At 71.3% G+C, this 16,757-nt stretch carries 15 protein-coding genes; 4 read left to right on the top strand and 11 right to left on the bottom strand.

What is annotated here, in order from left to right; translation table 11 throughout:
* Positions 1–20: 20 nt before the first annotated feature.
* Both NBH00_RS13185 and NBH00_RS13180 read left to right on the top strand, forming a co-directional pair.
* Positions 21–323, top strand: coding sequence for a transposase (locus NBH00_RS13185; RefSeq protein ID WP_254569053.1), 303 nt, complete (start codon positions 21–23; stop codon positions 321–323).
* Complete coding sequence (locus NBH00_RS13180) at positions 320–1,210, top strand: IS3 family transposase (protein WP_254569052.1); 891 nt, start codon at positions 320–322, stop codon at positions 1,208–1,210. Before NBH00_RS13185 ends, NBH00_RS13180 begins: the two co-directional genes overlap by 4 nt.
* On the opposite strand, the gene NBH00_RS13175 is transcribed toward NBH00_RS13180, so the two are convergent.
* A complete protein-coding gene (locus NBH00_RS13175; RefSeq protein ID WP_254569051.1) occupies positions 1,174–2,292 on the bottom strand; it encodes an IS1380 family transposase in 1,119 nt (372 codons plus the stop codon). The genes NBH00_RS13180 and NBH00_RS13175 overlap by 37 nt on opposite strands.
* A 212-nt stretch (positions 2,293–2,504) precedes the next feature.
* Between NBH00_RS13175 and NBH00_RS13170 the strand changes: the two genes are divergently transcribed.
* Positions 2,505–3,291, top strand: a protein-coding gene (locus tag NBH00_RS13170) for an IS5 family transposase (RefSeq protein ID WP_437126619.1) whose coding sequence is annotated in 2 segments (ribosomal slippage) — positions 2,505–2,839 and positions 2,838–3,291 — 789 coding nt in all. Because the reading frame shifts where the segments join, the coding sequence is not laid out codon by codon here.
* A 3-nt stretch (positions 3,292–3,294) separates the two neighbouring features.
* Here the strand turns inward: NBH00_RS13170 and NBH00_RS13165 are convergent.
* From NBH00_RS13165 to gltX, 7 genes are all read right to left on the bottom strand, one after another.
* Entirely contained in the window at positions 3,295–3,759 is a 465-nt protein-coding gene (locus tag NBH00_RS13165) for an IS1096 element passenger TnpR family protein (protein ID WP_254569050.1), read from the bottom strand.
* Positions 3,760–3,931: 172 nt separating this feature from the next.
* Positions 3,932–4,165, bottom strand: a complete 234-nt coding sequence (locus NBH00_RS13160) for a hypothetical protein (RefSeq protein WP_254569049.1) — start codon at positions 4,163–4,165, stop codon at positions 3,932–3,934.
* Positions 4,162–4,386 (bottom strand): hypothetical protein, encoded by a 225-nt coding sequence (locus NBH00_RS13155; protein ID WP_254569048.1) that lies wholly within the window; start codon positions 4,384–4,386, stop codon positions 4,162–4,164. Before NBH00_RS13155 ends, NBH00_RS13160 begins: the two co-directional genes overlap by 4 nt.
* Positions 4,364–4,582: a helix-turn-helix transcriptional regulator gene (locus NBH00_RS25515; protein WP_367401327.1), complete on the bottom strand. Its 219-nt coding sequence runs from the start codon at positions 4,580–4,582 to the stop codon at positions 4,364–4,366. Before NBH00_RS25515 ends, NBH00_RS13155 begins: the two co-directional genes overlap by 23 nt.
* Positions 4,583–5,064: 482 nt before the next feature.
* The gene (locus NBH00_RS13150; protein WP_254569047.1) at positions 5,065–5,457 is read right to left on the bottom strand and encodes an RrF2 family transcriptional regulator; all 393 of its coding nucleotides are present in this window, start codon (positions 5,455–5,457) and stop codon (positions 5,065–5,067) included.
* Positions 5,458–5,566: 109 nt separating this feature from the next.
* A complete protein-coding gene (locus NBH00_RS13145) occupies positions 5,567–6,670 on the bottom strand; it encodes an HDOD domain-containing protein (RefSeq protein WP_254569046.1) in 1,104 nt (367 codons plus the stop codon).
* A 175-nt stretch (positions 6,671–6,845) separates the two neighbouring features.
* Positions 6,846–8,168: a glutamate--tRNA ligase gene (gene gltX, locus NBH00_RS13140; protein WP_254569045.1), complete on the bottom strand. Its 1,323-nt coding sequence runs from the start codon at positions 8,166–8,168 to the stop codon at positions 6,846–6,848.
* Between the two features lie 77 nt (positions 8,169–8,245).
* Between gltX and NBH00_RS13135 the strand changes: the two genes are divergently transcribed.
* Positions 8,246–9,106: a deoxyribonuclease IV gene (locus NBH00_RS13135; protein WP_254569044.1), complete on the top strand. Its 861-nt coding sequence runs from the start codon at positions 8,246–8,248 to the stop codon at positions 9,104–9,106.
* A 131-nt stretch (positions 9,107–9,237) separates the two neighbouring features.
* On the opposite strand, the gene NBH00_RS13130 is transcribed toward NBH00_RS13135, so the two are convergent.
* From NBH00_RS13130 to NBH00_RS13120, 3 genes are all read right to left on the bottom strand, one after another.
* The gene (locus NBH00_RS13130) at positions 9,238–9,567 is read right to left on the bottom strand and encodes a translation initiation factor (protein ID WP_254569043.1); all 330 of its coding nucleotides are present in this window, start codon (positions 9,565–9,567) and stop codon (positions 9,238–9,240) included.
* 27 nt (positions 9,568–9,594) lie between these two features.
* Positions 9,595–13,239 (bottom strand): DNA polymerase III subunit alpha, encoded by a 3,645-nt coding sequence (gene dnaE / locus NBH00_RS13125; protein WP_254569042.1) that lies wholly within the window; start codon positions 13,237–13,239, stop codon positions 9,595–9,597.
* An 81-nt stretch (positions 13,240–13,320) separates the two neighbouring features.
* Positions 13,321–16,713 carry a coiled-coil domain-containing protein gene (locus tag NBH00_RS13120; protein ID WP_254569041.1) on the bottom strand — a complete coding sequence of 1,131 codons (3,393 nt, stop codon included), beginning with the start codon at positions 16,711–16,713 and terminating at the stop codon, positions 13,321–13,323.
* Between the last annotated feature and the right edge of the window lie 44 nt (positions 16,714–16,757).

Raw genomic sequence — 16,757 nt, 5'->3', positions numbered from 1 at the left:
GAGAGGAAGTACGTGGTCATATGGCTCGTGGAAGGAAGTACCCGCCGGAGTTGCGTGAGCGGGCCGTCAAGACGGTGCTGGAGTCCGGGCGTCCGATCGCGCAGGTCGCCCGCGACCTGGACGTGCACAAGGAGTCGCTTCGGAACTGGGTGCGGCTCGCCGAGGCCGACGCCGGAACGCGCAGCGACGTGCTGAACACGGTCGAGCGCGACCGGATGCGTCTGCTCGAACGTGAGGTCAAGGAACTGCGGCGGCAGAACGAGATCCTCAAGGCCGCTTCGGTGTTTTTCGCCAAGGAGCTCGACGGGACCCCGCGGAGGTGAGCGCCTTCATCGAAAAGCAGCGGGCGGCCGGCTTCGCTGTCGAGCTCACCTGCCGCACCCTCGGGACCTCGCCCTCGGCGTTCTACCAGCGCGCGACCGGGGTGTTGTCGACCCGCGCGCAGGAAGACGCCGTGTTGCTCGAGCAAATCCGGGCGGTGTACCGCGCCAACTACGAGGCGTACGGATCGCTGCGCGTGTGGAAGGCGCTGCGCCGTCAGGGCGTGCAGGTCGGCCGCGGCCGCGTTGAGCGGCTCATGGCAGCGGACGGTCTGATCGGGGCCAAGCGCCGCGGCCGAGCGTGGAAGACCACGGTCGCTGACCCGGCCGGCTCAGGGCGACCGGACCTGGTCAACCGCCAGTTCACCGCGACCCGGCCGGACGCGCTGTGGATCGCCGACTTCACGTATCTAAAGTCGTGGGAGGGCGTGGGGTTCTTCAGCTTCGTCCTTGACGTCTACTCCCGCCGGGTCGTCGGCTGGCAGCTCGCCGGCCACATGCGCACCGACCTCGTGCTCGACGCGCTGAAGATGGCCTTGGGCACCCGCCGACACGGCGCCGATCTACAACTTATCCATCATTCGGACAGGGGATCGCAATACACGAGCTTCGACTTCACCCAAGCGCTCCTGGACAACGACGTGCTCGGCTCGCTCGGCTCGACCGGTGACGCGTACGACAACGCGATGGCCGAGAGCTTCGTGGACAGCTTCAAGACCGAGCTGATCCGCGACCGCGTCTGGCAAACCCGCACCCAACTGGAGCTCGCCGTTGTGGAGTGGGTCGGCTGGTACAACCACGACCGCCTGCACTCCGCGATCGGTCACATCCCGCCCGTCGAATTCGAGACCCTCTACGCGATACGGTCCGGCTCACCCCTCTCCCACTGACGAGAGAGGAAACCCAAACAACAAGTCTCCGTGAAACCGGGACGGCTCAACTTGCCCGAGGGGAAGTGCGCGAGCGCCTGATCTTTGAGGTCGCGGATCGCGAGCTCAACGACGGCGTGCTGGCGATGCTCAGCCTCGACAATCTGGAGCTCGTCGGTGCGGTTGGTCGCGAACGGGTAGTGCTCCCAACTCGGGAGCAGCTCGCCTTGCTGGGAGAGCGTCCTGACTCGGCGGATGATCATGCGGAAGTCGCCGATCGTGGTCTCGGCGATCTGCGCGACAGAGGTCTTGGGGTAGTCCTCCAAGGTCACCCAGGCGTCCTCGTCGATCGCGTCGACGAGCGCGCGAACGTGAGGCTGCATGCGGATCCCGATCGAGAACTGCCAGCCGGCCCGGTCAAGCCGCACGAACGTCTTCTTCGCCCAGAACCCCGAGTCGGTGCGCAGCAGCTTCGGGCCTGTGGCGCCGGCGCGATCAACGCGGGCGATGAGCTCCTCGCAGAAGCGGAGCATGCCGCGGGAGGTGTTCGCCGAGCCCTTCCGCAGCCGGATGTGGAGGACCTCACCGGTGTCCGCGCGGGTCGCGAGCAGTGGGTGGTAGCCGAGCTTTCGGGTGTAGCCGTAGCCCGCGCCCTGCTTCTTGTAGCCGTGGACCTCGCCGACAAACGAATCAACGTCGATCACCAGCCGCTCGTCGCCCGGGCCGGCGCCCGCGGCCCACGCGCGTTCAAGCGCGAGGCCAAGCACGCGGTCTAGCTGCCTGACGTGCCCGAACGTGAACGCCCGCAGGAACGTGCCGAGCGTTGACGGCGCCGCAACGCGATGCCCGAGTACCGCGCCGGTCTGTCCTGAGCGCAGCAGATCGCAGTCGTCGATGCAGTCCGCACCGAGGACCATCGCCGAGCACATCGTCATGACCTTGCGGCCCGGATTCGCCGCGCCAGGACGGTCGCCGAGATCCACGCACTCTTCGATGAGTTGCTCAAGCCCGAGGCGCTGCGCGAGGAGCGCGGGGAGCATCACCCCAGCGTTCGCGACCGCCCGCGCATCATCGAACACCACGACCGCCGACTCGTTCACCATGAGGGTGACCTCCTGAGCAGAGCCGCGGTCGCCGCGAACGACCGCTTTCAAGCCCTGCTTGGGAGGTCACTCCACTTCAGACCCCGGATGGATCGGTGGATCGAGGCTTAGAAGCTGTCTCAATACCTCGGCGGGGAGGGCTTGGGGGCGGCGTGGCGAACGTAGCCAGGGAGACATAACCCTGGCTGTGGAGGTGGCTGGTGGCCGCGTCGATGTGGAAGGTCCGCGACGAGCTTTGGGAGGTCGCGGCACCGCTGCTTCCGGTGCACCGACCTGATCCTCGGGGCGGGCGGCCGCGCGTGGATGATCGGGTGTGCTTCAACGCGATCGTGTTCGTGTTGTTCACCGGGATCGCGTGGCAGCATCTGCCCCGTGAGGTCGGCTGCTCGCCGGCGACCGCGCACCGCCGCCTGGCCGAGTGGCAGGCCGCCGGGGTGTTCCACCGACTCCATCAGGAACTGCTGCGCCGACTGAACACCGCCGGGCGGATCGACTGGTCCACCGGGGTTGTCGACGGCAGCCATGTCCGTGCTCTTCAAGGGGGCCTTGACCGGGCCCTCGCCGGTTGACCGTGCCCGCACCGGGTCAAAGCACCACCTGCTGACCGACAGTCACGGCATTCCGCTGGCGATCAGCCTGACCGGCGGCAACCGCAACGACGTCACCCAGTTGCTGCCGCTCGTCGACGGCGTCGGCCCGGTCCGCGGGAAGGTCGGCCGCCCCAGGACCCGCCCCGACAAGGTCCTCGCCGACCGCGGCTATGACCACGACAAGTACCGCCGCGAACTGTGGAAACGCGGCGTGAAGCCGGTCATCGCCCGTCGCGGGGTCGAGCACGGCTCACACCTGGGCCGCGAGCGCTGGGTCGTCGAGCGGACCTTCGCGTGGCTGCACAACCTGCGCCGGCTGCGGATCCGCTACGAACGCTCCGGTGAGCTGCACCTGGCGTTCATGCTGCTCGGCTGCGCCGTGGTCTGCCAGCGCAAGCTCGCTGAGTGACGGTCACTCACCATCGTCATCGAAGGCGCGACGGCCGTACTGATCGGGGATCGAGCCCCACCCCCAGATCGCCACCGGGCCCGGGGGCACCGGCCCGTACTCCTCGGCGGGGTCGGCCTTCTCTGGAAGCACGGTGCAGTGGTGCTGCCAGTTGTCGCCGAAGTCAAAGACGTACTCAAACTCATCACCGGGCTTCAGCTCCCGCGCGACCTTCAGCTTCGCGTGGTCAAGCCACGTCATCTCCGGGCCGAACGAGTCGTCGGGGTAGCCGATCAGCCGCTCGTCCGCGAGCTCGAAGTTATGCAGATGCGAAAGGTCCCACCGCGCGAACGCGGAGTTGATCGCATCCGCGAACTGCTGAAACGTGTGCCCCGGACCAACGATGAAGATCCGACCCGGCGAGGGACGACACCGCACTCCACGCCCACCGACCAGGTCGACCTTGATCTGCAACCACGTCCGCGCCATCCCCGCGACAGCCTACGCAGGTATTGAGACAGCTTCTTAGGCGTCATCCCGCGGCGGAGCTCGGACGGCGACAACCGGTTCGGCTGAAGGTCCGTCACGCTCGCCATCCGCTTCGCCCAGTTCACGGCCTCGTAGGGCTTCAGCGGCGCCGTGCGCCCGACCCCGGGCGATCTCACCCTTCTGCCCTCGGCTTGACGCACAGGACCCCGTCGGCGGCCTCGGTGAGCCTGCCGTCGGCGACGAGCATGTCCACGGCGAGCTCGAGGATCGCCGGATGCCAGTACGCGACCTCGGGCATGCGTGAGATGTCGCCGACCGTGTGGACCGTCTCGGGTCGTCGGCCGATCCACTCGGCGAGGAGGTCGGCGCGCGCCTGCGCGATCGACAGGGAGGTGCGCCGGTTCATGCCGCCGCCTCATCCGCGGAGTCCCGGAGGTAGCGCTCGAGCTCGGTGATCGGGTAGAGCCGCAAGGTCCCGACGCGGACCGAGCGGAGGTGCACGCGGACGTGCTTGTCGAACACGTCGACGGACACCCCGATGGCTTTGGCGGCGTCTTCCCGGCGGAGCGCGAGCCGCGGAATGACGCCGAGGCTGTCGCTACGCTCAGTCCGTGGTGTGTGGGGCATGGCGTTGCCCTTCTCGAGAGCAACCCTGGCCGGGGTTGCTCTCGCTCGTTGTGGACTCGACGAGGGCCGCGTGGACGCGCTTGAGGACTTCCGAGCGACGAGGCTCGTAGCCCGCTTCAAGGAGCGCGACGCTGGCTCTTGAGCACCCGGCCTTCATGGCTAGCTGCACCTGGGTCATGCCGGCTTGCTGTCGCATCTCGGCAATGGATGCGGTCGGCGCGTGGGTTCGCACGGAAGCCACCTTTCGGAAACGTTCTTGGGCAGCCGTGCTCACAGCGCCTCCCGAACGGAAGACGGCTGGGTTGCTTTAGATGCCGCGATGAGGCGCCCTAGGCGTGCTTTCGTGCCCGGGTACGCGAACGGCCGCCATGGGCGGCCGTGGGTCCTTAACTCCTATGGGTCGAACAGGTGAGCGATTTTGGTCGCACCACTGGTGACGTGTGGGACAGAGTCTAGTACACGCTGAGGCGGCAAAAGAAAGGCCGCTCCATGGCGGCCTCTGATTTTGGTCGCACGTGTGGGACGTGCTCGGACACCGATACTAACCGACGCCCCGGCGGACCCTGTCCGGTCCTCAGAAACTGCAGCGCGCGCTGCAGTCGGTGGCGGTTTCTAGCGGTCTGTGGCGGACACAAACCCAGTGTTCATGGGCTTTACGCCCCCCACAGGACCCCTATTTTAGATGTAGTACATCGTGACCCCGGCCGCCCGGGTCTCGGCCTCGACGACATCCGCGATCGTCGTCTCGCCGAGGACCTTGCGGGCGGCGGCGGCGGCGTCGGCGAAGATGCCCTCCGCGTCCCGGCCGAGGGGGCCGTCGAGCAGCTCGACGACCTCCAGGACGGTGATCGTCGCGGGCTCACGGGCGAACGAGTAGCCGCCCTTCACCCCGCGCTGGGACTTCAGGACGCCGGCGCGGCGCAGGGTTGCGAAGAGCTGCTCGAGGAACTGGACCGGGACGTCCCGGCGACGGGCGAGCTCACCGATCGGCACCGGCCCGCTGTCGCCGGCGCGACCGAGCTCGGTCAGCGCCTTCAGGGCGTAGGGGCTCTTCGTCGTGATCGAGATCATCGGGGACCTCGATCGTATGGCACCGGACGGCGGGCTTCCCCGCCCGGGATGTTCCGGGCCCCTGGGCGAGGAACTCCCAGTGGTTCGCCGAGCCGCTAGGCGAGGCGAATCACAGCCAGCCCCGCTCCGTCGCCATCAGCACGGCCTGGGCGCGGTCGACGGCGCCGAGCTTGCCGTAGATGTTGTGCAGGTGGGTGCGGACCGTGCTCGTGGAGAGCTGCAGCTCGAGGGCGATCTGCTTGTAGACCTTGCCCTCGGAGAGGCGCTTGAGGACCTCGACCTCGCGGGAGGACAGCGGGCACGGGTCGATCTGGCGGGTGCGGCCCGTCGTCGGGTACGGGAGGTCGTACATGACCGAGCGCAGCTCGGTCGGGCCGAGGCCGATGACGCGGGCGCAGCGCAGCAGCTCGGTCGGGGAGACCGCGCCGCCCTGGGCGTAGTGGGCGAGCATGTCGGCGAGGCGGACGAACGCGGCCTCACCGGTCGCGTCGTCGGAGTGGTGACGCTCGATGACCGAGGCGACGGCCTTCGGCAGGCCCCAGCGGCGGGCGAGGACGCCGCCGACGAGGGCGTGATCGACGCCGAGCTCGCGGCGCTCACGGTGGATCCGCTCCTCGGGCGTGCGCGCGCCGGCGTGCACCTGCTGCGGGTAGCCCGGGTAGGCGTGCATGAGCACGAGCTTGCCGATGTCGTGCAGCAGCGCGGTGACCATCAGGCGGTCGCGGTGCTCGTACTCGGCCTCCTGCGCGAGGCGGTCGGCCGCCCGCTGCGTCGCGACGCCGTGCAGGCGAAAGCGCTCCGGCGCGGCGTCCCAGACGCTCGAACGCTCGAAGAAGTCGAAGGTGCGCGCGCGGGTCGCGAGCGACTGGACGGCCTCCGGCGAGAGCAGCTCGACGGCCTGGACCACCGACTCGACGCGGCCGCGGGTCTTGCCCTCGACCTGGTTGCCGAGCCGCAGGACGGCGATGACGAGGGCGACGTCGGACTCGACGGCGCCGACGACCTCGCTCGTCGAGACGCGGTCGGCGGAGACGAGGCGGAGCAGGCGGTTGCGGGACTCGGCCAGGGCGGGGAACGCCTCGAGGGCCTCGAACGCGGCGGTGAGGCGACGGCCGTGACCTTCGTTGTGATGACGCTGGGTGCCTGCCTGGTCGGCGCCGGTGGCGGTGTCGGGGCCGGGGGTGGTGGCGAAGGCGGCGGCGGGGGTGTTCATCGGGATAACGCTCTCAGGTCGATCCGTGGACGTCGGTACGACCCCTTCATCGGCAGATGTGGACGGATGATTGAACGATTCCGGAAAAGAAGTGTCAGATCACCCCTTCGGCACACCGCGCGCGAGACACCGTCCACCGCCCGGATTCCGGCGCGCGGGCCGTCGGCGCGGGCCGTCAGCGGGCGGCGGCGATGCGCTCGAGCGACGGCTCGCGCCCGAGGACGGTCAGCGTCTCGAAGATGCCGGGCGACACCGCGGTCCCGGCGAGGGCCACGCGAATGGGCTGGAAGAGCGCGCCGGGCTTCAGCTCACGCGCCTCGAGGACCTCCTGCAGCGCCGCCTCGATCGAGGGATGGTCCCAGGCGGGCAGCGCCGCGAGGGCGTCGTGTGCGGCGCCGAGCGTGGCGCGGCCCTCCTCGGTGAGCCACTTCGCGCGGGCCTTCTCGTCCCCGTCGGTCGGCCCGTCGAAGATGAAGCCGGCCAGCGGCCAGAAGTCCGCCAGCGTCTGGATCTTCTCGCGGGAGATCGCGACGGCCTCCCGCAGCCCGGTGCGCCCAGTGAACGCCTCGAGCTCGGCGGTCAGCTCGTCGAGCGAGAGCCCGCGCAGGTAGCGACCGTTCATCCAGCGCAGCTTCTTCTCGTCGAACTGCGCCGGGTTCTTCGACACGCGGGAGACGTCGAAGCGCCGGACGAGCTCGTCGGTGCTGATGAGCGTCTCGTCGTCCGTGTCGCCCCAGCCGAGCAGCGCGATGTAGTTGCGGATCGCGGCGGGCAGGTACCCGGCGTCGCGGAGCTCCTGCACCGAGGCGGCGCCGTGACGCTTGGAGAGCTTCTTGCCGTCGGGACCGTGGAGCAGCGGCAGGTGCGCGAACTGCGGCGGCTCCACGCCCATCGCGACGTAGACGAGCAGCTGCTTCGGCGTGTTGGAGAGGTGGTCCTCGCCGCGGACCACATGGGTGATGCCGGCGTCGGCGTCGTCGACGGCGACCGCGAAGTTGTAGAGCGCCGTGCCGTCGGCCCGGGCGATGACCGGGTCGTCGAGGTGGACGTGCTGGAAGGTCGTGTCGCCGCGGACGAGGTCGTGGACGACGGTCGCGCCCTCGTCCGGCACACGGAGGCGGACGGCGCCCTCGGCCTCCGGGGTGCCGCGGAACCCCTTGTCGGCCCCGTGCTCGGCCTTGTAGGCCTTGACGTCGTCGCCCGTCGCGGTGCTGCGGTAGGCGTGGCCCGCGTCGAGGAGCTGCTGCAGGACCTCCTCGTGGCGGCCGGAGCGCTCGACCTGGGAGATCGGGCCCTCGTCCCAGTCGATCTGCAGCCAGCGGAGCGCGTCGAGGATCTGCTCGACGTTCTCAGGCGTCGACCGCTCGCGGTCGGTGTCCTCGATGCGCAGGACCATCGTGCCCCCGCTGCCGCGGGCCATGAGCCAGTTGTAGAGGGCGGCGCGGGCACCACCGATGTGGAGGGCGCCGGTGGGGCTGGGGGCGAAGCGGACACGCATTGGGGACATGATGCCCGTGCGGGCTTCCGGCCCGCACCCTGACCCCCTCGACGCCATCCGGGCGTCATCCTTGTCCGATGCTCATCGGTTGCCACGTCTCCCCCGCCGGCGGGGTCTACAACGCCGTCGCCCGCGGCACCGAGCGCGGCGCGCGCGCCATCCAGATCTTCAACCAGAGCCCGCGGATGTGGCGGCCGACGGTCTACAAGGAGGCGGACGTCGCGCGCTTCCGCGCCGACATGGGGGCCTCGGCGGTCGACGCCCTCCTCATCCACGCGGTGTACCTCCTGAACGCGGGCTCGGACGATCCGGAGATCCGCGCGAAGACCCTCACGTCGCTGACGGCGTCGCTCGCGGCCGGGGACGCGCTCGGCGCGCACGCGGTCGTCCTGCACCCCGGGTCGGCGAAGACCGGCGACGTCGGCGAGGCGATCGCCCGCGCCGGCGCGCTCATCCGCGAGGCGCTCGCGGAGACCGAGCACTGCGCGCTCCACCTCGAGAACACCGCCGGGGCGGGCGGCACCCTCGGTCGCTCCTTCGACGAGCTCGCCGCGCTCATCGAGGCCGCGGGCGGCGACGAGCGCCTCGGCCTCTGCCTCGACTCCTGCCACCTCTATGCGTCGGGGCACGACATCCGGACGGCCGAGGGGCTGGCCGCGACGCTCGACGAATGCGACGCGAAGGTCGGCATCGGCCGCCTCGGCTCGCTGCACCTCAACGACTCCGAGGTCGGCCTCGGCTCGAACCGGGACCGGCACGCGGACATCGGCAAGGGCGAGCTCGGCGAGGACGGCTGCGCGGTCTTCCTGTCCGAGCCGCGCTTCGAGGGGCTGCCCGTCGTCCTCGAGACCCCGGGCCCGGACCGCAAGGGCACCCCGGCCGAGGAGCTCGCGCTCTGCGCCGTGCTCCGCGAGCGCGGGCTCGCCGCCCGCGCGTGAGGGGCCCCGGCCCTCGCCCGAGGCCCCCTCGGCCCGCGCCGCCGCCCGCGCCTGAGGCCGGAACCCGTTTTTCGTCCCCCAGTCGGGCGCTTGTCGGGTTTCGGCGGTTCGCCGCGGCGCGCCGGCCGTCGTCAGCCGCCCGCGAGGACGGCGTCGAGACCCTCGGCGGCGAGGAGCTCCATCACGGCGTCGCGGTGGTCACCCTGCAGCTCGATGACCCCGTCCTTGGCGGACCCGCCGACGCCGCAGCGCTTCTTGAGCTTGCCCGCGAGGTCACGGAGGGCGTCCTCGCCGAGCGGGACGTTCGACACCGTCGTCACGGTCTTGCCGCGCCGGCCCGAGGTCTCGCGGCGGACCTTCACGCGCCCGCCGGCGGCGGCGGCCGGCTTGGGGTCGCGGGCCTTGCGCAGGTCCCCGTCCGAGGTCGAGTAGACGACCCGGCTGCTGTCGCGCTTGGCCATGCCCGGGACGCTAGCGGGCGCCGCCGCTCAGGCGGGCTGCGGCGCGGAGTGGTGCTCCTCGTCGCCGGGCGCGAAGGACGGCTCCTGCGGACCCGGGTCGCCGTCGTGGCCGTCGTCGGCCACGGCCACCGAGACCTGGACCTCCTCGGTCACCACAGGGCGCCGGATCGTCGCCGCACCGAGGAGGTGGTCGAGCTCGGCCTTGAGCGTCGGAGAGGACTTCACGCGGTAGGCGTCGCCGAAGCGCAGCCAGCGCTGGCCCTGCGTCGTCTCGAGCGCGAGAACGAGCTCCGACTCCCCCGGGAACGTCTCCAGGATGTACTTCAGGTCGTCGATGATCGTGCGCGGGAGCTTCGTCGCGTCCACGTGGTATTGGATCGGCTGCGGGCCGACGGGGATCTTCGCGACGGCCTCCTTCGCCGCCTCGACCTCCTTCGCCGACGGCGTGAAGGGCTTGATCTCCTGGACGATGACGGAGGTGCCCTTGTCGCCGTGGTCGACCTTGCCGCGGACGATGATGACCTGGTCGACCTGCGGCTCGTGCTCCTGCAGCGTCTTCGGGAAGACGAGCAGCTCGACCGACCCCTCGAGGTCGTCGAGGGTCGCGAACATCATCGGGTCACCGGACTTCGTGCGGATCTTCTTCGCCGCGGTGACGATGCCGCCGACCTTCACCCACTCCTGGTCCTTGACGTTCCCGAGCTCGGACAGCCGGTAGTCCGTCTTGACGATGAGCGCCTCGCGGACCTCCTTGAGCGGATGCGCCGAGAGGAAGAGGCCGATCGACTCCTTCTCGAGGGCGAGGAGCTCGGTCTGCTCGAACTCCTCGTTCGGGATCGGCGGGTGCAGCGGCGCCGAGAACGCGGACGGGGCGTCGCCGCCGCCGGCGTCGAACATGTCGAAGATCGACCCCTGCCCGATCTGGGCGTCCATCTGCGCCTTCTGGCCGGCCCCCTGCGCCTGCTCGAGCACCTCGAGCATGCCCTTGCGGCTCGCACCGGTCGAGGAGAAGGCGCCGCACTTGATGAGCGACTCGATCGCCTTCTTGTTCACCGCGCGGGGGTCGACGCGCTCGCAGAACTCCCACAGCGACGAGAACGGGCCGCCCTCGTCACGGGCGGCCTTGATCGCCTCGACCGCGGCGTAGCCGACGCCCTTCACGGCGTCGAGGCCGAAGCGGATGTTGCCCTCGACGACGACGAACTCGTGGTCGGAGAGGTTCACGTCGGGCGGGAGGACCTCGATCCCCATCTCGTCGCAGCGGGCGGCGAAGAACGGGACCTTGTCCTTCGTGTCCATGACGGACGAGATGAGCGCCGCCATGTACTCGGCGGGGTGGTTCGCCTTCAGCCAGGCGGTCCGGTAGGAGATGAGGGCGTAGCAGGCGGCGTGCGACTTGTTGAACGAGTAGTCGGCGGACTTCTCGTTCGTCTCCCACAGCCAGTCGATCGTCTGCGGGGCGACGCCGTTCCTCGCGCAGCCCTCGCGGAACGCGGGCTCGAGCTCGGCCATCGCGGCACGGTTCTTCTTGCCGATCGCCTTGCGCAGGTCGTCCGCCTTGGCGCCGGAGAACCCGCCGAGCGCCTTGGAGATCTGCATGGCCTGCTCCTGGTACAGGATCACGCCGTACGTCGGGCCGATGATCGGGTCCAGCCGCTCGTCGCGGGACTGCACCGACTCGGGGTCGCGCTTGCCACGCGCGTAGGTCGGGATCTGGTCCATCGCGCCGGGGCGGTAGAGCGACACGAGCGCGACGAGGTCGTCGAACTCCGTGGGCTTCACCTTCTGCAGCGCGCCCTGCATCCCCTCGGACTCGAACTGGAAGACGCCGACGGAGTCGCCGCGGGCGAGCATGTCGTACGTCGCCTTGTCGTCCATCGGCAGGTTCGCCATGTCCGGCCGCGTGCCGGTGGACCGCTCGAGGATGTCCAGCGCGTCCTCGATGACGTCGAGGTTGCGCAGGCCGAGGAAGTCCATCTTCAGCAGGCCGAGGTCCTCGACCGGCTTCATCGAGAACTGCGTGACCTGCTTGTAGACCTTGTTGCCGTGCTCGTCCGTCGTGCGCGCGTCCGCGAGCTGCAGCGGCACCACGTCGGTGAGCGGCATGCCCGCGATGACGACCGCGGCGGCGTGGATCGAGTTCGAGCGGACGATGCCCTCGAGGCCGCGGGCGACGTCGATGACCTGCTTGGCGGTCGGGTCCGAGTCGTAGGCCGCCTTCAGGTCCTGCCCGTCCTGCAGGCAGGACTCGAACGTCGGCGAGCGGCCCTGCTCGGGGTCGGGGATGAGCTTCGCGAGGCGGTCGCCGACGCCGTAGTCGTGCCCGAGCACGCGGGCGGCGTCCTTCGTCGCCGCGCGCGGGAGCATCTTGCCGAAGGTGATGATCTGGGCGACGGACTCGCGGCCGTACTTCTCCACCACGTACTGCATCACGCGCTCACGCCCGCGGACGGAGAAATCGATGTCGATATCCGGCATCGACACCCGCTCGGGGTTCAGGAACCGCTCGAACAGCAGGTCGTGCTTGATCGGGTCGAGGTCGGTGATGTTCAGCGTGTACGCGATCAGCGAGCCCGCCGCCGACCCACGCCCCGGACCGACCGCCACGCCGTTGTCCTTGGCCCACTTCACGAAGTCCCACACGATGAGGAAGTACGCGTTGAAGCCCATCCGGTCGATGACCCCGAGCTCCATCTCCATCCGCTCGATCGCCTCCGCCGGCAGCGGCATGCCGTACCGGGCGTGCATCCCCTCCATCACCCGGTCACGCAGGTACTGCCGCTCGTCCTCACCTTCCGGGAGGAACCGCGGGATCAGCTGACCCCCCAGCGGGATCTCCACCTCACAGCGCTCGGCGATCTCCACCGTCGCCGCCAGCGCCTCCGGCCACTGCGCAAAGTCCTGAGCCATCTCCTCGTTGGACTTCAGGAAGAACTCGTTCGTGTCGAACGTCATCTTCGGCATCGCGAGCGTCGACTTCGTCTGCACGCACAACAGCGCCGTGTGGTGGTGATAGTCCTCCTTGCGCAGGTAGTGCACATCACCCGTCCCCACCACGGACGCGCCGAGATCACGCGCGATCCGCTCGATCCCCGGATTCGCCTTCTCCTGCGCCGCGATCCCGTTCTTCTGCAGCTCGAAGTACACGTTGCCCGGCCCGAACGCCTGCACGAGCTGATCGGCGTACTCCCGCGCCTCATCGTCACGATCGTTGATCAGCCGCTGGCAGAGCCGGCCGGCCAGGCACCCCGACAGGGCGATGATCCCGTCCGAGTGCGCCTCGAGCTGCGCCATGTCCACGCCCGGCTTGCCCCCGACCAGCCCCTCCAGAAAGCCCAAGGACGAGAGCTTGACGAGGTTGCGATACCCCTGATCAGACCGCGCCAGAAGCGTCAGGTGGTTGCGCTCGATCCGCCGGCCCGACCCCGGCTCCGGACGATCGGCGTGATCGTCCACGTAATAGACCTCACACCCCAGAAGCGGCTTGATCCCGACCTTCTTACACGCCTTGTAGTGCTCGATCGCCCCGTTCATCACCCCGTGATCCGTCAGCCCCAACGCCGGCTGACCGAACGACGCCGCCCGCTCGGCGAGCTTCTCGATCTTGCACGCACCGTCCAACAACGAGTACTCGGAGTGGACGTGCAGATGGGCGACAGGCGGGGTGCTCACGGCCTACGAGAGTACGCCCCGGTGCGGATGGTCCGGCCGGTCCCCGGAGCCTGCCGGTGATGACGCTGACCGCGCCGGGGGTCAGCCATCGAGGCCCTGGGCGATGTCGGCCCAGCCGAGCAGCAGCACGACGAGCTCGACGTCCCCGCCGACCCGGGCCCCCGCCTCGCCGGCGAGGAACCTCGCGAGCTCCCCGGGCGCGGTCCGGACGGTGGCGGCGGTGTCGACCGGCTCGCCCGAGCGGACGACGAGTGGCACGCCGTCGTCGACGACGACGTGGGCCACGAACGGCCCGTCGCCCTCGGCGAAGGCGACGCTGAAGCGCTTGCCGCGCGTCAGGGCCGGGTCGATCGCCCCGGCGACGAGCGCGAGCAGCGCCTGCGGCTCGAGCGGCTCCGGCAGCTCGGCGATCGCGTGCAGGCCGACGGGGTCCCGGAGCGCCTTCAGGAGCTTGCGGGCGCGGCGGCGCCGGCCGCTCACGGTGACGCCGTCCGGCGCGCGCCGCCCGGTGCCGCCCCCGGCGTAGGGCGCGAGCGCCTCCAGCGTGCCGGAGAGGCGGAAGTCGGCGCCGGCGGGTGGCTCGTCCTCGCCGAGCAGCTCCACCGTCGCGGTGCCATCCGCGTGGAGGCTGACGCGCTGCTCGGGAAGCTCGCCGATCGCGAGGTCGTACGTGAGGTCCTTGCGCAGGCGGTCCGCCTGGACGGTGACGAGCGCCTTGAAGAGCTCGGCGGCGGCCGCGTGGTCGCGGCGCGAGAGCACGAGCAGCGCCGGCGTGAGCCATAAGCCCCCCGCGACGCGGCGCGTGCTCGCGGCCGGCACGCGGGCCCCGAGCTCGACCTCGGTCAGCGGGAGCGCGGGCGCGGGCGCGGGCACGAGGTCGGCATCGGCATCGGCGTCGGCCGGGCCATCGGCCTCGGCCGGGTCCTCGGCCTCCGCGGCCTCCCCCTTCGGGGCGCGCAGCCGTGCGGCGGCGCGAGCGAGGTCGATGATCACCGAGTCGGGGTCCCCGGACGACGCGCCCGGGTCGATGTCGCCGTCGTCGACCTCCCCCTCGGAGCCGGCCGCGCCACGCCCCGTGAGCGCCGGATGGTCGGCCGGCGGCATCGGGGGCGGCGGGCGAAGCGTGGTCCGGACACGCTCGAGCTCGTCCTCGAGCTCGACGATGCGGTCCTCGGCGCGGGCGCTGGCCGCCTCCTCGCGCGTGAGGTCGGCGCGCAGCCGCGCGATGTCCTCCCCGGTCGGCTCGCCGGCCGCCGGCTCGGGGGCGGGAGCGTCGTCACCCTCCGCGCCGGGGCCGCCGGCGCGGGCACGGGCGAGCTCGGACTCGAGCGCCTGGCGGGCCGCCTGCTCCTGCGCGAACTCCCCCGCGAGCTCGGTCGCCGCCGCACCGAGCTGCGCGCGCAGCTCGGAGACCCGCGACTCCATCTCGCCGATCTCGCCGGCGAAGCGCCCGCGCTCGGCCTCGAGGGCCTGCTCGGCCGCACGGGTCATCGCCGCGCGGTCCTCCTCACGGGCGGCGGCGAGCGCGAGGAGCTCACGCTCAAAGCCCTCACGCAGCGACGTGGTGGTGCTCAGGAGCTCGCCGAGCAGCGCCTCGAGCTGCGCCTCACGGGGGACGCGGGCCTTGGCGTCCACGCGGACCTGCTCGAGCTCGGCGCGCAGGCTCGCGAGCGACGCGCGGAAGTCGCCCTCCACGACGCTGCGGGTGTCGAGCTCGGCGCGGGCGGCGGTGAGCGCGTCGATGAGGCGGTCGCGCTCGGCCTCGGCACGACGGGCGCGCTCCTCGGCAGCGACGGCCCCGGCCAGCGCCGCCTCGGCGCGGGCACCGGACTCGGCGATCGCCGCCTCGATGCGGCCGTGCTCGGCGGCCAGGGCGGCCTGCGCCTCCGTGAGCTCGTCCTGCGCGGCGGCGAGCCGGCTCTGCAGCTCGCGCGCCTCGAGGATCCGCCGCTCGCGCTCGTTCGCGTAGGCGGCGCGCTCGGCCTCCAGCCGGACCTCCAGGGACTCGCGGCCCTCGCGCTCGACCTGGACCTGCGCCTCGGCGGCGGTCCGGGCCGCGCGCTCCACGCCGATGCGAGCGTCGATCTCGGTCTCGGTCCGGATGAGCCGCTCGCGGACACCGGCGACGCCCTCGCGGACGGCGGCCATCTGCGTCTCGAAGCTCGCACGCTCGCGGGCGACGACGGCCTCGAGCTCGAGGCGGTGCTCGGCGATGCGCTCCTGCAGCGCGTCCCGCTCCGCGGCGAGCTGGAGCTGCAGCTGCGCCTCGGCGCGGGCCCGCTCGCGCTGCTCGGCCTCGAGGCGGGCGCCGATCTCCCGGGCGCGCTCCTCGGCGGCGATGACCGCATCCTCGGCGACCTGGAGCCGCACGCGGTTGCGCGCGGCGTCGGTGCCTGTACCGGGCAGGTCGCTCGTCGCCGCCTGGATCGACGCGCGCAGGCGTGCGAGCTCGGCCTCCGTGTGCGCGAGGGCCTCCTCGCTGCGCTGCAGCCGCTCGTCCCGCTCGGCGACGTCGGCCCGGGCGGCCGCGAGCTGATGCTCGAGCTCGCCGCGCTCGACGTGGAGCACGGCCAGGTCCTCCCGCAGCGCGGCCGCGGTGGCCGCGAGCTCCTCGAGCGCCGGCGAGCCGACGGACGTGCCCTCGGCCCGGGCACGGGCGGAGCTCAGCTCGCCGCGGAGCTCGGCGAGCTGCCCGGCGACAGCCTCGTGGATCTCGGCACGGCGGTCGAGCTCGTGCTGCAGCAGCGTGACCTCGGCGGCGGCGCGCTCGCGCTCGTCCTCGAGCGCCTGCACCGCACGGGCGCGGGCGGCGCGCTCGGCGGCGAGGGCATCCTCGAGGCCGGCGATCAGCTCACTGGTGTCGGCGAGGCGCTCCTCGAGACCGCCCCGGCGGGCGTCGAGCTCCGTGCGTGCCGCGGCGAGCCGGTCCTCGACGGCCTGAAGCTCGGCGAGACGCGCGGCGAGGACGGCCTCGGCGTCGGCGAGCTCCGCGCTGCGCCCACCCTCGCCCGTGAGCTCGGCGACCGCGGAGGCGAGGGCGTCGCGACTGGCGGCCTGCGCGGCGGTGCTCGTGCGCAGGGCCCGCTCGAGGTCCTCCTCGAGTTCGGTGACGCGCTGCTCCTCGGCCGCGAGGGCGAGGCGCAGCGCCGTTGCCTCCTCGTCGGCCTCGCGCCGCGCGACGGCGAGCTCCTCCTCGACCTCGGTGCGGCGGGCGCTCTCCGCGTGCTCCCCCTGGCGGGCGGCGCGGAGGTCGCGCTCGACCTGCTTCAGGCGGGCGGCGAGCTCGGCGCGCTGCTCGTGGGCGCCCTGCAGCTGGGCGCGGGCCAGCTCGAGCGCCCGCTCGGCCTCGCGCGCGCGGTCACGCATGGCTCCCTCGTTGATCTCCGCCCGGCGAGCCCGCCGTTCCGCGATGACCTTCGGGTCGATGACCTGCCCGGGATGTTCGGGGTCGTGAGGTTCTTCCACCGGCTGCACCGCGGCCGAGCGTACCCGCAAAACGACCGTTGTCGAGAAGCGGC

The organism is Paraconexibacter antarcticus (assembly GCF_024220175.1).
GTDB classification, from domain to species: Bacteria; Actinomycetota; Thermoleophilia; order Solirubrobacterales; family Solirubrobacteraceae; genus Paraconexibacter; species Paraconexibacter antarcticus.
The sequence above is the reverse complement of the archived record's forward strand: the minus strand, read 5'-3'. Positions and strand labels throughout refer to the sequence as shown.

Excerpts from the sequence above, each read along its gene's own strand:
- NBH00_RS13185 (WP_254569053.1), top strand. The coding sequence starts at position 21 with ATGGCTCGTGGAAGGAAGTACCCGCCGGAGTTGCGTGAGCGGGCCGTC.
- NBH00_RS13150 (WP_254569047.1), bottom strand. The coding sequence starts at position 5,457 with ATGATCTCGATCACGACGAAGAGCCCCTACGCCCTGAAGGCGCTGACC.
- NBH00_RS13145 (WP_254569046.1), bottom strand. The coding sequence starts at position 6,670 with ATGAACACCCCCGCCGCCGCCTTCGCCACCACCCCCGGCCCCGACACC.
- NBH00_RS13130 (WP_254569043.1), bottom strand. The coding sequence starts at position 9,567 with ATGGCCAAGCGCGACAGCAGCCGGGTCGTCTACTCGACCTCGGACGGG.
- gltX (WP_254569045.1), bottom strand. The coding sequence starts at position 8,168 with ATGCGTGTCCGCTTCGCCCCCAGCCCCACCGGCGCCCTCCACATCGGT.
- NBH00_RS13135 (WP_254569044.1), top strand. The coding sequence starts at position 8,246 with ATGCTCATCGGTTGCCACGTCTCCCCCGCCGGCGGGGTCTACAACGCC.
- NBH00_RS13175 (WP_254569051.1), bottom strand. The coding sequence starts at position 2,292 with ATGGTGAACGAGTCGGCGGTCGTGGTGTTCGATGATGCGCGGGCGGTC.
- NBH00_RS25515 (WP_367401327.1), bottom strand. The coding sequence starts at position 4,582 with ATGCGACAGCAAGCCGGCATGACCCAGGTGCAGCTAGCCATGAAGGCC.
- NBH00_RS13155 (WP_254569048.1), bottom strand. The coding sequence starts at position 4,386 with ATGCCCCACACACCACGGACTGAGCGTAGCGACAGCCTCGGCGTCATT.
- NBH00_RS13165 (WP_254569050.1), bottom strand. The coding sequence starts at position 3,759 with ATGGCGCGGACGTGGTTGCAGATCAAGGTCGACCTGGTCGGTGGGCGT.
- NBH00_RS13160 (WP_254569049.1), bottom strand. The coding sequence starts at position 4,165 with ATGAACCGGCGCACCTCCCTGTCGATCGCGCAGGCGCGCGCCGACCTC.